Annotated in this window: 9 protein-coding genes and 1 tRNA gene; 3 read left to right on the forward strand and 7 right to left on the reverse strand. The window is 69.9% G+C overall.

The features are described from left to right. Positions 1 to 79: 79 nt before the first annotated feature. On the reverse strand, positions 80 to 871 hold the full coding sequence (locus J8G10_RS01675; protein WP_251438741.1) for an enoyl-CoA hydratase/isomerase family protein: 792 nt from the start codon (positions 869 to 871) through the stop codon (positions 80 to 82). 108 nt (positions 872 to 979) lie between these two features. After that, the gene (locus tag J8G10_RS01680) at positions 980 to 1471 is read right to left on the reverse strand and encodes an FBP domain-containing protein (RefSeq protein ID WP_251438742.1); all 492 of its coding nucleotides are present in this window, start codon (positions 1469 to 1471) and stop codon (positions 980 to 982) included. Positions 1472 to 1570: 99 nt separating this feature from the next. Here J8G10_RS01680 and J8G10_RS01685 point away from each other — a divergent pair, with 99 nt between their 5' ends. Then, on the forward strand, positions 1571 to 1951 hold the full coding sequence (locus tag J8G10_RS01685; protein ID WP_251438743.1) for a VOC family protein: 381 nt from the start codon (positions 1571 to 1573) through the stop codon (positions 1949 to 1951). Positions 1952 to 2013: 62 nt separating this feature from the next. On the opposite strand, the gene J8G10_RS01690 is transcribed toward J8G10_RS01685, so the two are convergent. Both J8G10_RS01690 and J8G10_RS01695 read right to left on the reverse strand, forming a co-directional pair. Then, positions 2014 to 2095 (reverse strand) — tRNA-Tyr (locus J8G10_RS01690). Between the two features lie 299 nt (positions 2096 to 2394). Further along, the gene (locus J8G10_RS01695) at positions 2395 to 3186 is read right to left on the reverse strand and encodes a hypothetical protein (RefSeq protein ID WP_251438744.1); all 792 of its coding nucleotides are present in this window, start codon (positions 3184 to 3186) and stop codon (positions 2395 to 2397) included. 111 nt (positions 3187 to 3297) lie between these two features. Here J8G10_RS01695 and J8G10_RS01700 point away from each other — a divergent pair, with 111 nt between their 5' ends. Continuing rightward, positions 3298 to 3900 carry a hypothetical protein gene (locus J8G10_RS01700; protein WP_251438745.1) on the forward strand — a complete coding sequence of 201 codons (603 nt, stop codon included), beginning with the start codon at positions 3298 to 3300 and terminating at the stop codon, positions 3898 to 3900. A 167-nt stretch (positions 3901 to 4067) separates the two neighbouring features. On the opposite strand, the gene rpoC is transcribed toward J8G10_RS01700, so the two are convergent. The 3 genes from rpoC to J8G10_RS01715 form a co-directional block, all read right to left on the reverse strand. Further along, entirely contained in the window at positions 4068 to 7934 is a 3867-nt protein-coding gene (rpoC, locus tag J8G10_RS01705; protein ID WP_251438746.1) for a DNA-directed RNA polymerase subunit beta', read from the reverse strand. Positions 7935 to 8049: 115 nt separating this feature from the next. Then, positions 8050 to 11550, reverse strand: coding sequence for a DNA-directed RNA polymerase subunit beta (locus J8G10_RS01710; protein ID WP_251438747.1), 3501 nt, complete (start codon positions 11548 to 11550; stop codon positions 8050 to 8052). A gap of 270 nt (positions 11551 to 11820) precedes the next feature. Further along, positions 11821 to 13335, reverse strand: a complete 1515-nt coding sequence (locus tag J8G10_RS01715) for a glycoside hydrolase family 3 N-terminal domain-containing protein (protein WP_251438748.1) — start codon at positions 13333 to 13335, stop codon at positions 11821 to 11823. A 104-nt stretch (positions 13336 to 13439) separates the two neighbouring features. Between J8G10_RS01715 and J8G10_RS01720 the strand changes: the two genes are divergently transcribed. Next, positions 13440 to 14306, forward strand: coding sequence for a spermidine synthase (locus J8G10_RS01720; protein WP_251438749.1), 867 nt, complete (start codon positions 13440 to 13442; stop codon positions 14304 to 14306). The last annotated feature ends 133 nt before the right edge of the window (positions 14307 to 14439 follow it).

Consider the following 14439-nt stretch of genomic DNA (forward strand, 5'->3'; position numbering starts at 1 on the left):
ATGCCGGGCGGAGGTGACCGGGGACGAGGCGGAGACGGTGGAGAACTGCTCGCTCGCGGCTGTTGTGCGGAGCGAGGCGTCAGCGTGCGGCCGAGCGACTCGCGAACGCAGCGATCAGGCCCTGCGCCTCGGCACCGTCGAAAGCGGCGGCGATGCTGCGCGCCTCCTCGTCCAACTGCCCGGCGAAGGTGCGCTCGGGGCGGGAGCGCACGAGACGCTTGGCCTGCCCGTACGCGCCGAACGCCCCGGCGAGCCAGAAGCGCGCGATCTCCTCGGCGCGGGAGCGGACCGCCGCGGCGATCGCCGCCGCATCGCCCTCCCCCACCGCTTCCGCCGCGATGCCCCACTCCACGGCCTCTGCGGCGGTCAGCATGCGATCGGTGAGCAGGAGCTGCAGCGCGCGCCGTTCGCCGACCGCGGCGGCCAGCTGCGCACTGACCGAGAGATCGGGTGTGAGTCCGATGTTGGCGTAGAGGCTGCCGAAGCGCGAGTCGGATCCGACGACCGCGTAGTCGCTCGCGAGCAGGATCCCCAGGCCGCCGCCCGCGGTCGTGCCGTGCGCCGCGGCCACGACCGGCACCGATGAGGAGACCAGGGAGGAGATACCGGAGTGGATCACGTCGGCGAGGCGCTGGATGTCGGCGGAACCGCCGATGCCGGTAGCCATGTCGATGACGTCGCCGCCCGCGCAGAACGCGCGCCCTTCCCCCTCGATCAGGATCGCTCCCACGGCGCTGTCGCGCACGGCCGCGGCGGTCGCCTCAGCCCAGGCGTGCGCGAGATCGGCGTTGAAGGCGTTGAGCCGCTGGGGGCGGTTCAGGGTGATCCGGGCGAGCCCGTCCTCGACACGGTAGAGCAGCGGCTCGGACATCGGACTCCCTCGGGATCGGCGGCGATCGTGCGGCGCTGGCCGCCCGATCAGCCTACCTGCGCGAGGCCGAAGCGTGGCACTGAGTATCAGAATGCATGAGTCTCAGGATCAGCTGTCGCCGAGGACCGATGCGACGAAGGAGTAGACGCGTCGATGCGTGCCGTCCAGACGCCGGTCGGCGAGCCGCTCCGCGCGGATCTCGTTCGGTGCGAGCGGCGGAGCGAGCCGCACGCTCTCGTGGCAGGAGAGGTCGGCGCAGATGTACGTGCCCACGACGGATCCCTTCCGCCCCTCCGCCCCGGCCCGGCGCGCGGCGAACAGGGCGACCTGGTTGCCCGGCTGCATCGTGTGGCAGAGGTTGCACATGCCGGAGCGCACACGCGACGGATCCGCCGCGCGCAGGACGATCCCGACGGCCTCGCCGTCCTGCTCGATCAGGATGTAGCCGCTGCGGGACGCGATCGGGTCCCGCCAGGCGAAGAAGTCGAGGTAGTCCCATTCCGCGAGGAGCAGGTCGTGCGGCATCGCGATCTCGGCGACCTCGTCGGGCTCGGCGTTGCGGAACGAGGCCCGGATCTGGTCTTCGGTGAGGGCACGCATGAAGACCAGTGTAGGAAGGCCGGGGCTCGGACGGCGATGTCGGTGGCCCCCTGCAGGATCGATTCGTCGGGCTGCACGGGCGCGACGGAAAGGACAGCCTTGGATCTCGCATCGATCCGCATCATCACTGACGACGTCGACCGGCTCGCGGCCTTCTACCAGGAGGTGACCGGGGCGACCGCGGCGCGGCCCGCGCCGGTCTTCGCGGAGTTGCGCACCACGAGCGGAACCCTGGCGATCGGAAGCACCGCGACGGTCGCCATGCTGGGCGACCGCGCCCCTCATCCAGGCCGCAACGACTCGGTCATCGTCGAGTTCCTCGTCGATGATGTCGACCAGGAGTTCGCACGACTGCGGGACGTGCTCGACGACGTCGTGCTCGAGCCGACCACGATGCCATGGGGAAACCGGTCCGTCCTCTTCCGCGACCCGGACGGGAACCTGGTCAATCTCTTCAGCCGCCCCGCACCGGGCTCCTGACCGCCGTCCGCCCCGCGGAAACGACGGAAGGCCCTCGCATCGCGAGGGCCTTCCGTCATGGGTGGCAAGTGAGGGATTCGAACCCCCGAAGCATAACGCGGCTGATTTACAGTCAGCTCCCTTTGGCCGCTCGGGCAACTTGCCAATGCACGCCCGCCCCGCTTCTTCAGCCGACCGGGGGCGCGAAGATCAAGCATACCCGGCGGATCCGTCCGGGAGAAATCGAGGGATCACCGGGTGCCGACGCGTCGGCTCACGCACCCCGGATGGACGCGCGCGCGGCCAGTTCCGGGCGGTGGGGCACCCGTTCCGCGATCTGAGGACGCGCCCAGCTCGCCGAGTGCGCGGCTTCGTGCCGAGTGCACCGGGAATTCGCGCGAACACGTCGTGCACTCGACGGCTTCCCGTGCACTCGGTGCGGGAAGCCCGCCACTGCGCCGCCGTCAGGTGGCGATGCGGGAGATGCGCGCTTCGAGTCCGTGCCAGTCGGGCGCGGGTGCGTGCGCCGCGGGAGGGTCCGGAAGCAGCCGCACGGGCGCATGGCGCGCGGTGCCTGCCACGATCGGCGCCGGAAGCAGCGGCACGGATGGCGGCGGCGAGGCGAGGATCCCGTCCGCCTCTCCGGCCGGAGAGTGCGTCCCCGCGGCCTCCGCCTCGACCCGCTCCGCCGAGTCCTCGGAATCGGGCACGGCGGAGGCTCCCTCTTCGGGTTCCGGCAGGTGCGTCGTGTCGACCGGGGCATGGGCGTCCGCGTCGGTCGACGCGCCGGCGGGAGCACCCGCGTCGGCGTGCGCCCCGGGATCGGTCAGCCCCAGAGCGCGCAGCACCTCGTCCCGCTCCTCGACGACCGTGCTCGCGATGCCCTGACGGAGATCGACGACCACGTCGGCCTCGGCCTCGGCCGCGAGCGAGCGCCGCGTGTCGGCGAAGGCGCGCTCCTCGCGGCGCACCTCGATCTCGGCGCCGCTGCGGTCGCGCACCAGCGCACGCCGCAGCGTGCCCTCCGGCGCCGGCACCGCGACGAGCCGCACTCCGCGATCGTTCAGCACGTCACGGATGCGCTCGCCATCGGCGTCCTCGCCGACGGGCGCGACGACGGTGAGGGAAAGCCCGTGCCCGAGCAGGGCGCTCGCGAGGTCGATCGCGTCCCCGCCCACGCCCTCGCGCATTCCGCCGGGGTCGCGGATCTCGTCGATCCGGGCCTCCCCCAGGATCACCACCCGGTGCTCGGTCATGCCGCCCCCTCTCCCGGTAAATCCCCCCAAGGCTACTCCGGCGCGCGGCACACGCCCGCCGCCGTTCCGTCGCTGCGGCGTCGCCGGCATCGCGAGGCCTATCCTTGCGCCATGGAGACTCGCAGCGTCGCGGTCGTACTCGCCGCCCTCAGCCTTGCCGCAGCGCTCACCGCCTGTTCCCCGACCGCCCCGGGGAGCTCGCCCTCGGGCGGCGGCGCGACGAGCGGCTCGACCTCGGGCTCGAGCACGCCGACGCCGCAGAAGACGTCCCCGTCGCCGAGCCCGTCGGCGACGTCCGCGGCGCTTCCCGCCGACTGCAAGGCGCTCCTCTCCGCGGATGTGCTCTCGCAGCTGGGCGACACTCCGCTGAACTCGCCCGTGTTCGGGCCGAGCGGCGTGCAGTCCGACGGCAGCCTCATCTGCATCTGGGCGGATCCGAAGGCCGACACGACGAGCATCACGACGACGATCTCCCGGAAGTACCGCGGCGAGGCGCTCGATATGCTGAACGGACTCGTGAAGACCGAGGGCTTCCGCTGCTACACCCCGTCCCAGGGCACGCGCTGCGAGAAGGAGTGGGCGGATCCGACCTATCCGGTCACCGACGGACGCACCCTGTTCTGGCGCGACGACGTCCTGATCGACACCCGGTACTCGAACCTCGCACCCACCGGGTACACCTCGAGCATCGTGGCGAGCATCTTCGGATCCTGACCCGCCCGCCGTCTCGCTCCGGTCGCGGAAGATGTCGCTGAGACGCGGTCGGAACGACATCTTCTGCGACCGGAGCGAGGAACGGAAGCCCGGACCCGGATACGCGAAGACCCCCGGATCCGTGCGGATCCGGGGGTCTTCGTCAAGCGATCAGGCTCTCGCCTCAATCAGTTGTAGGTGCCGGGAGTGATGTCGTCGGTCGAGAACGCGTCGAAGTCGACGTAGCCGAAGTCGCCCTCGGCGTACGCGCCGTCGGATGCGAAGATCCGGTTCGGGTAGCGCTCGCTCTTGGCCTCCTCGGTCGCCTCCACCGTGATGTCGCGGTAACGGCGCAGGCCGGTCCCCGCGGGGATCAGCTTTCCGATGATGACGTTCTCCTTGAGGCCGACCAGCGGGTCGCTCTTGCCCTCCATGGCGGCCTGCGTGAGCACGCGGGTCGTCTCCTGGAAGGACGCGGCCGACAGCCACGACTCGGTCGCGAGCGACGCCTTCGTGATACCCATCAGCTCCGGGCGACCGGACGCGGGGCGCTTGCCCGCCGCGACGGCCTCGCGGTTGACGTCCTGGTAACGACGGGCGTCGAGCATCTCACCGGGCAGCAGGGTCGTGTCGCCGTGGTCGACGACGGTGACCTTGCGCAGCATCTGGCGCACGATGACCTCGATGTGCTTGTCGTGGATCGGCACACCCTGGGAGCGGTACACGTCCTGCACGCCGCTGACGAGGTAGCGCTGCACCTCGCGGGCGCCCATGACGCGCATGACCTCCTTGGGGTCGAGCGTGCCGACCTGCAGGGGGTCGCCGACCGAGACGTGCTGGCCGTCCTCGACGAGGAGCGTCGCACGCTTCAGCACAGGGTAGACCACTTCCTCGTCGCCGTTGTCGGGCGTGAGGATGACCTTCTTCGACTTGTCGGTCTCCTCGATCGTGATGCGGCCGTCGGCCTCGGCGATCGGGGTGGCGCCCTTCGGGGTACGGGCCTCGAAGAGCTCCTGCACACGGGGCAGACCCTGCGTGATGTCACCCGCGGAGGCAAGGTGGAAGGTACGCATCGTCAGCTGGGTACCGGGCTCACCGATCGACTGGGCCGCGATGATGCCGACGGCCTCGCCGATGTCCACCGTCTTGCCGGTGGCCAGCGAGCGGCCGTAGCACTGCGCGCAGACGCCGACGGCCGAGTCGCAGGTCAGCACGGAGCGGACCTTGATCGACTCCACGCCGGCCGCGACCAGCTTGTCGATGAGCACGTCGCCGACGTCCTCACCGGCGGTCGCGACGACCTCTCCGGCCGCGTTCACCACGTCGGACGCGAGCGTACGGGCGAACACGGAGTTCTCCACGTTCGCGTCGCGCACCAGCTCGCCGGCGCTGTTCGGCGCGGCGATCGGCAGCTCCAGGCCCTTCGAGGTGCCGCAGTCGTCCTCACGGATGATGACGTCCTGCGAGACGTCGACCAGACGACGGGTCAGGTAGCCCGAGTCGGCCGTACGCAGAGCGGTGTCGGCGAGACCCTTACGGGTACCGTGCGTGGCGATGAAGTACTCCGCCACCGACAGGCCCTCGCGGTACGAGGAGATGATCGGACGCGGGATGAACTCACCCTTGGTGTTGTTCACCAGACCGCGCATACCGGCGATGTTACGGATCTGCAGCCAGTTACCACGCGCTCCCGAGGACACCATGCGGTTGATGGTGTTGTCCTCCGGGAAGTTCGCCTGCATCTCGGCCTGGACCTCGTTGGTCGCCTTCGTCCAGAGCTCGACGAGCTCCTGACGACGCTCGGCGTCGGTGGTCAGACCCTTGTCGTACTGCGCCTGGATCTTCTCGGCCTGCTTCTCGTAGCCCGCGACGATCTCCGCCTTGTTCGGCGGGGTGATGACGTCGCTGAGCGCGACGGTCACACCCGAACGCGTGGCCCAGTAGAAGCCGGCGTCCTTGATGCGGTCCAGCGACGCGGCGGTCTCGACCTTGGGGTACTCCTCGGCGAGCTTGTTGACGATCTGCGACAGCTTGCCCTTGTCGGCGACCTCGCGCACGAACGGGTAGCCCTTCGGCAGGGTGTCGTTGAAGATCGCCTGGCCGAGCGACGCGTCCACGAGACCGTGGGCGTCGTAGCCCTCGGGGGCCTCGCCCTCGAGGAACGTGAGACCCGGGATGCGGATGCGGACCTTCGCCTGCAGATCGAGGGTGCCCTCGTCCTTCGCGAGGATCGCCTCGCCCACCGAGCCGAACGCACGACCCTCGCCGAGCGCACCGGACTTGACCGTGGTCAGGTGGTGCAGACCGATGATCATGTCCTGCGAGGGCAGGGTGACCGGGCGGCCGTCGGACGGCTTGAGGATGTTGTTCGAGGCGAGCATCAGCACGCGGGCCTCGGCCTGGGCCTCGACCGACAGCGGCAGGTGCACGGCCATCTGGTCACCGTCGAAGTCGGCGTTGAACGCCGCGCACACGAGCGGGTGCAGCTGGATGGCCTTGCCCTCGACGAGCTGAGGCTCGAAGGCCTGGATGCCCAGGCGGTGCAGGGTGGGGGCGCGGTTCAGCAGCACGGGGCGCTCGCGGATGATCTCCTCGAGCACGTCCCAGACCTCGGGACGCATGCGCTCGACGGCGCGCTTGGCGGCCTTGATGTTCTGCGAGTGGCCCAGGTCGATCAGGCGCTTGATCACGAACGGCTTGAACAGCTCGATCGCCATCGTCTTCGGCAGACCGCACTGGTGCAGCTTGAGCTGCGGGCCGACGATGATGACCGAACGGCCCGAGTAGTCCACGCGCTTGCCGAGCAGGTTCTGACGGAAGCGACCCTGCTTGCCCTTCAGCATGTCGCTGAGGGACTTCAGGGCGCGGTTGCCGGTGCCCGTGACGGGACGACCGCGGCGGCCGTTGTCGAACAGCGCGTCGACGGCCTCCTGCAGCATGCGCTTCTCGTTGTTCACGATGATCTCGGGGGCGCCGAGGTCGATCAGACGACGAAGACGGTTGTTGCGATTGATCACGCGGCGGTACAGGTCGTTCAGGTCGCTGGTCGCGAAGCGGCCACCGTCCAGCTGCACCATCGGGCGCAGCTCCGGCGGGATCACCGGCACGACGTCGAGCACCATGGCGGCCGGGCTCATGCCGGTCTCCAGGAACGAGTTGACGACCTTGAGGCGCTTGATCGCGCGGATCTTGCGCTGACCCTTGCCCTCGGAGATCTGCAGGTGCAGCTTCTCCGACTCGGCGGCGAGGTCGAAGGCCGCGAGGCGGCGCTGGATCGCCTCGGCGCCCATGTGCGCCTCGAAGTACTGGCCGAACCGGTCCTGCAGCTCGTGGAACACGTCGTCCTCGGGACGCAGGGCCCCGACCTCGAGGGTGCGGAAGTCCTCCCACACGCGCTCGAGCTTGACGATCGCCTCGTCGGCGCCCTTGCGGATGAGGGACATCTCCTTCTCGGCGGCGTCCTTCACCTTCTTCTTGGCGTCGGCCTTGGCGCCCTCGGCCTCGAGGGCCGCGAGCTCGGTCTCCAGCTTGGCCAGGCGCTCCGCGATCTTGGCGTCGCGGCGGTCGCCGAGCGTCTTCAGCTCGAGGCGGATGTTGTTCTCCTGGGTCGCCAGGTCGCGGTGGCGCGCGTCCTCGTCGACCGAGATGACCATGTACGCGGCGAAGTAGATGACCTTCTCGAGGTCCTTCGGCGCCATGTCCAGCAGGTAGCCGAGGCGCGAGGGCACGCCCTTGAAGTACCAGATGTGGGTGACGGGCGCGGCGAGCTCGATGTGGCCCATGCGCTCGCGGCGGACGGAGCTCTTGGTGACCTCCACGCCGCAGCGCTCGCAGACGATGCCCTTGAAGCGGACGCGCTTGTACTTGCCGCAGGCGCACTCCCAGTCGCGGGAGGGGCCGAAGATCTGCTCGCCGAAGAGGCCGTCCTTCTCCGGCTTCAGCGTGCGGTAGTTGATGGTCTCGGGCTTCTTGACCTCACCGTACGACCACTTGCGGATGTCGTCTGCGGTGGCGAGGCCGATGCGAAGCTCATCGAAGGTTGTTGCGTCGAGCACTAGTTCTCCTGTGTCAATGAAAACTGATGATTGAGCAGGTCGGCGGAGCCGAACTGCCGAAATCAAAAAGTCAGGGCCTCGGGGGACCCGGAGCGGATCCGGATCCCCCGAGGGCTCAGATCTCGTCGATGGATGCGGACTCGAAGCGGCTGGAGATGTTGATCCCCAGCTCCTCGGCGGCGCGGAAGGCCTCGTCGTCGGTGTCGCGGAGGTTGACCGCGGTGCCGTCGGCCGAGAGGACCTCGACGTTCAGGCAGAGCGACTGCATCTCCTTCATGAGCACCTTGAACGACTCCGGGATACCCGGCTCCTGGATGTTCTCGCCCTTGACGATCGCCTCGTAGACCTTGACGCGGCCGAGGATGTCGTCGGACTTGATCGTGAGGAGCTCCTGCAGCGCGTACGCGGCGCCGTAGGCCTCGAGCGCCCACACCTCCATCTCACCGAAGCGCTGGCCGCCGAACTGGGCCTTACCGCCGAGCGGCTGCTGGGTGATCATCGAGTAGGGGCCCGTCGAACGCGCGTGGATCTTGTCGTCGACCAGGTGGTGGAGCTTCAGGATGTACATGTAGCCCACGGAGATCTGCCCCGGGAACGGCTCGCCGGAGCGGCCGTCGAACAGGGTGGTCTTGCCGGACGAGTCGATCAGGCGCACGCCGTCACGGGTCGGCAGCGTCGAGTCGAGGAGACCCTCGATCTCCTCCTGGTGGGCGCCGTCGAACACCGGGGTCGCGACCTTGGTGCCGGGGGCCACGTCGAACGCGTCCTCGGGCAGCTGCGCCGCCCACTCCGGGTTGCCCTCGATCTTCCAGCCCTGCTTCGAGATCCACCCGAGGTGGGTCTCCAGCACCTGGCCGAAGTTCATGCGGCCCGGGATGCCGAGCGGGTTCAGGATGACGTCGACCGGCGTGCCGTCGGCGAGGAACGGCATGTCCTCGACCGGCAGGATCTTCGCGATGACACCCTTGTTGCCGTGGCGGCCGGCGAGCTTGTCGCCCTCGGTGATCTTGCGCTTCTGGGCGATGAAGACCACGACGCGGCGGTTGACGCCGGAGCCGAGCTCGTCGTCGCCGTCCTCGGCGTTGAACTCCTTGACCGCGATGACCGTTCCCTGCTCGCCGTGCGGCACCTTCAGGGAGGTGTCGCGCACCTCGCGGCTCTTCTCGTTGAAGATCGCGCGGAGCAGGCGCTCCTCGGCCGACAGCTCGGTCTCGCCCTTCGGGGTGACCTTTCCGACGAGGATGTCGCCGGGGCGGACCTCGGCGCCGATGCGGATGATGCCGCGCTCGTCGAGGTCCTTCAGGAGCTCCGGGCTGACGTTGGGGAGGTCACGGGTGATCTCCTCCTTGCCGAGCTTCGTGTCGCGCGAGTCGACCTCGTACTCCTCGATGTGGATCGAGGAGAGGGTGTCGTCCTTCACCAGGTCCTGGCTGAGGATGATCGCGTCCTCGAAGTTGTGACCCTCCCAGGTCATGAACGCGACGAGGAGGTTCTTGCCGAGCGCGAGCTCGCCGTTCTCCGTGGCGGGGCCGTCGGCGATGACCTCGCCGACCTCGACGCGCTCACCGGCCGAGACGACGACCTTCTGGTTGTACGAGGTGCCGTGGTTCGAGCGGTCGAACTTGCGCAGGTAGTACTCCTGCGTGCCGCCCTCGTCGAGCATGACCACGACGCGGTCCGCGGAGACCTCGGAGACCACGCCGGCCTTGTCGGCGGTGATCACGTCACCGGCGTCGATGGCGGCGTAGCCCTCCATACCGGTGCCGACGAACGGCGACTCGGAACGGAGCAGCGGCACGGCCTGGCGCTGCATGTTGGCGCCCATGAGCGCGCGCTGCGCGTCGTCGTGCTCGAGGAACGGCACGAGCGAGGTCGCGACCGACACCATCTGGCGCGGGGAGACGTCGATGTAGCCGATCTCCTCGGGGAGGAACATGTCGACCTCACCGGATCCGCCCTTGGGACGGGCCAGGACGTGCGCCTCGGTGAAGCGGCCGTCCGCATCGAGCGGGGCGTTCGCCTGCGCGATGTTGAAGTCGACCTCCTCGGCGGCGGTCAGGTAGTCGATGTGCTCGGTGACCTTGCCACCCTCGACCTTGCGGTACGGCGTCTCGATGAAGCCGAACGAGTTGATCCGCGCGAACGTGGCGAGCGAGCCGATCAGACCGATGTTCGGGCCTTCCGGGGTCTCGATCGGGCACATGCGGCCGTAGTGCGAGGGGTGCACGTCGCGCACCTCGACGCCGGCGCGGTCGCGGCTGAGGCCACCGGGGCCGAGGGCCGAGAGGCGGCGCTTGTGGGTCAGGCCCGCGAGCGGGTTGTTCTGATCCATGAACTGCGACAGCTGCGAGGTGCCGAAGAACTCCTTGATCGCGGCCACGACGGGACGCACGTTGATCAGGGTCTGCGGGGTGATCGCCTCGATGTCCTGCGTGGTCATGCGCTCGCGGACGACGCGCTCCATGCGGGACAGACCGGTGCGGACCTGGTTCTGGATGAGCTCGCCGACGGCGCGGATCCGGCGGTTGCCGAAGTTGTCGATGTCGTCGGTCGCGAGACGGATCTCGGCCTTCTTGCCGCCGCGGATCCCCTCGAAGGTCTCGACGCCGGCGTGGATGCGCACCAGGTACTTGATCGTCTCGACGACGTCCTTGACCGTGAGGACGGACTCGTCCAGCGGCAGGTCGAGACCCAGCTTCTGGTTGATCTTGTAGCGACCGACCTTGGCGAGGTCGTAGCGCTTCGCGTTGAAGTAGAAGTTGTCGAGCAGCGCGCGGGCGGCCTCGGCGGCCACCTGCTCGCCCGGACGCAGCTTGCGGTAGATGTCGCGGAGCGCGTCCTCCTTGGTGAGGATCGTGTCCTTCGCGAGCGTCTCCTCGATCGAGGCGAAGCCGGCGAACTCGGCGAGGATCTCCTCGCTGGTCATGCCCAGCGCCTTGAGGAAGACGGTGACGGACTGCTTGCGCTTGCGGTCGATGCGCACGCCGACCTGGTCGCGCTTGTCGATCTCGAACTCGAGCCAGGCGCCGCGGGACGGGATGACGCGGGCGGACACGATGTCCTTGTCGCTCGTCTTGTCGGCGGTCTTGTCGAAGTAGACGCCCGGGGAGCGGACGAGCTGCGACACGACGACGCGCTCGGTGCCGTTGATGATGAACGTGCCCTTGGCGGTCTGCAGCGGGAAGTCGCCCATGAAGACCGTCTGGGTCTTGATCTCACCGGTCTGGTGGTTCATGAACTCGGCCTCGACGTAGAGCGGGGCCGCGTACGTCTTGCCGCGCTCCTTGCACTCCTCGATGGAGTACTTCTCGGGCTCGAGGTACGGGTTCGTGAACGAGAGCTGCATGGTCTCGCTCAGGTCCTCGATCGGGGAGATCTCCTCGAAGATCTCCTCGAGGCCGCTGGCGGTGGCGATGTCCTTGCGGCCGGCCTTGGTGGCCTCCGCGACGCGCGTGCGCCAGGCCTCGTTGCCCACGAGCCAGTCGAAGGACTCGGTCTGCAGGGCGAGCAGGTCGGGGACCGTCAGCGTGTCGGAGATCTTGGCGAACGAGAGGCGGGATGCGCCGCGTCCGTTCTTGATGGTGGTGGGAGTGGATGCGTTGCGAGCAGCAGCCAAGGGAATAACCTCCGTGAGCCCCGAAGGGCGTCTCGATTCCTCGTCGTCAGGTGGAGTGCGCCGCTCTCGCGATCACCGCACGCGAAAGCGCTCCGAGAGGAGCGAGGACGTACGGAGTTTCTGCCGACCACCATATGAGGGCAGGAGGGAGCGAGGCGCAAATATCCACTATAGGCCCGAAATCGCAACATGTCCAGCGCGATTCTTGACCTTCCGCCTCAACGAGGGTATAACCGCGAGCGCGCCCGGGTTCAGAGTCGCGTTCGGGACTCAGTCCGCCCGGCCGACGAGCAGGGCGCGAGCGGCCTGGGCGCCGAGGCTGCTGCTGGCCCGCACGTCGATCACCGCGAGACCGGATCCGGTCCCGGGCAGCCCCACGTTCACGACGACCGCGTCCGGCGCCGCCTCGCCGACCGCGGCCACGAACCCGCGCTGCGACGGGTCGGTGTCGATGCGGTCGACGAGCACGACGATCCGGGATCCGCCGCCCGCGGCGGCCGACCGGGCCCCGGCGATCGCGGCGGCGACCTCGTCGGCGGTCGCGCGCTCGGTGTCGATCCGCCGCGACCACTCCCCCTCCGCCAGCGCCTCGACGACGTACGACGCGGCGCTGTCGACCGCGAGGGTGGCCCTGCGGCGGGCGTCCAGGACCACGAGCCCCGCGGCCGGGGAGCCGAGGTCGCCCTGCACCGTGAGCGAGCGGGCCACGATCCCGCCCAGGTCGACGGGCTCGGCCGCGGACGAGCCCGTGCGCTCGGCGGCGAGCTCGTCGGCGAGGCGGGCGACGCGCGCGGCCGCCTCGGCGACGCGCTGCACGCTCAGCGTGCCGTCGGCGAGCGCCTGCACGATCGCGTCCCTCGCGGCGTGGAAGTCGCGCTGGTCCTGGTCGGGCGCGGCGGCGTCGCCGGGGTTCGTCGGGTTGCCGACGCAGAGCAGGTCCGCCCCGGCGGCGAGCGCGCGGACCGCTCCCCCGCCGATCCCCACCGACTCCCGGATCGCGGCCATGTCGAGCGCGTCGGTCACGATCACGCCGTCGAACCCCTCGGCCCGGAGCATCCCCAGCACGCGCGGGTTGAGGGTGGCCGGCTCCTCGCCCCACGCCGGGACCACGAGGTGGGCGGTCATCACCGAACGCGCCCCGGCGGCGATCGCGGCGCGGAACGGCTCGATGTGCACCCGGTCGAACTCGACGGGATCCCCGGTGATCCGGGGAAGGTCGTGGTGCGAGTCGAGCGCCGTGTCGCCGTGCCCGGGGAAGTGCTTGACGCACGCCGCGACCCCGGTGCCCTGGATGCCCTCGACCTCGGCGGCGGCATGGCGGGACACGAGTGCGGTCTGCGCGCCGAACGCGCGCACGCCGATGACCGGGTTGCGCGGATCCGTGTTGACGTCCGCGACCGGCCCGATCAGCACGTCGGCGCCGGCCTCGCGGACCCGGCGGGCGAGCTCCGCTCCGGTCGCCCGGGTGGCGGCGAGGTCGTCGAGCGCGCCGAGCTGCGCGGCCCCCGGCGCCGTCGACCCGGCGAGCGTTTCGAGCCGGGTGACGCTGCCGCCCTCCTCGTCGACGCCGATGAGCGCGCGCGGATTGGCCTCGTGGATCGCGGCGCTCAGCCGCTCGAGGTGCGGTGAGAGGTTCTGCGCGAAGTAGACGACGCCCGCGAGGCCGTCCCGCAGCTCCGCGGCCAGCCAATCCGGCAGCTCGGCGCCGAGGAAACCCGGCCACAGCACCCCGTTGGCGAGGCGGGCGAGCTCGTCGGCTCCGGCGGGGTCGTGCTCGGTGGTCATGGAGGTCTCCTCGTCGAATCCGTCGGCGCCGGCGCGCCGCATTTAAGCATCCACTACTAACAAACCCGGTGCAAGCGATGGCCGGCACGGAATACCCTCGTGGCATGGGCAGAGCGCGCGCGAAGGACACCGAGCATCCGTCGGCCCGGCTCGGCTCCGGCGGGATCGCGCAGGTGGTGCCGGCGGAGTTCGGCGGCGGGTACGAGCTGCTCATCGACGAGACGCCGCAGTCGCACGTGGATCCCGCGGATCCGACGCACCTGCACTTCGAGTACATCGTGCGGATGGGAGCGCTGATCGACCAGCTCGGCTCTCCGGGGGAGGCCATCACGGCCGTGCACCTGGGTGCGGGGGCGCTGACCATCCCCCGCTACATCGCCGCCACGCGCCCCGGCTCGCGGCAGCAGGTCATCGAGCTGGAGGCCCCGCTCGTCGAGCTCGTGCGCGAGCATCTCCCGCTGCCGCGCGGGGCCGCGATCCGGATCCGCATCGGCGACGCCCGCGAGGGCGTGCGGCGGCTGCCGCCCGCGCTCGTCGGGACCGTCGACCTCGTGGTCGCCGACGTGTACTCCGGCGCGCAGACGCCCGCGCACCTCACCAGCGTCGAGTTCTACGCCGAGCTGGCGGCTCTGCTCGCGCCCGCCGGCGTGCTCCTCGTGAACGTCGCCGACGGTCCGGGGCTCGCCTTCGCGCGCCGCCAGGTCGCCACGATCCGCACGGTCCTGCCCGAGGTCGCGATCCTCGCCGACGCGCAGATCCTGAAGGGCCGCCGGTTCGGCAACCTCGTGCTCGCGGCATCGGCCGCTCCCCTGCCCGCCGACGCACTGCCGCGCATCCTCGCCGCAGGCCCCCATCCGGCCAAGCTCGCGCACGGCTCCGAGGTCACGGCGTTCGCGAAGGACGCGGCGATCGTCACCGACGCGACGGCGGTCGCCTCGCCCCGGCCCGACGCCGGCCTCTTCCTGCGCTGACCCGGCCGATGCGACCGGACCGGGTCCGTCGCGCACGTCGCCGACCGGTTTCTCACGGCACGCCCCGGGGCCTTCGCGGATGCTCGCGATCCGCAGGCAGACTGGAAGGCACGGCGAGCGGTACAGGAGGGCG

Source organism: Microbacterium sp. USTB-Y (assembly GCF_023703415.1).
Classification (GTDB): domain Bacteria; phylum Actinomycetota; class Actinomycetes; order Actinomycetales; family Microbacteriaceae; genus Microbacterium.

Bases quoted from the DNA above. Each gene is read 5' to 3' on its own strand.
- J8G10_RS01675 (WP_251438741.1), bottom strand. From the start codon at position 871: ATGTCCGAGCCGCTGCTCTACCGTGTCGAGGACGGGCTCGCCCGGATC.
- J8G10_RS01680 (WP_251438742.1), bottom strand. From the start codon at position 1,471: ATGCGTGCCCTCACCGAAGACCAGATCCGGGCCTCGTTCCGCAACGCC.
- J8G10_RS01695 (WP_251438744.1), bottom strand. From the start codon at position 3,186: ATGACCGAGCACCGGGTGGTGATCCTGGGGGAGGCCCGGATCGACGAG.
- J8G10_RS01700 (WP_251438745.1), top strand. From the start codon at position 3,298: ATGGAGACTCGCAGCGTCGCGGTCGTACTCGCCGCCCTCAGCCTTGCC.
- J8G10_RS01715 (WP_251438748.1), bottom strand. From the start codon at position 13,335: ATGACCACCGAGCACGACCCCGCCGGAGCCGACGAGCTCGCCCGCCTC.
- J8G10_RS01720 (WP_251438749.1), top strand. From the start codon at position 13,440: ATGGGCAGAGCGCGCGCGAAGGACACCGAGCATCCGTCGGCCCGGCTC.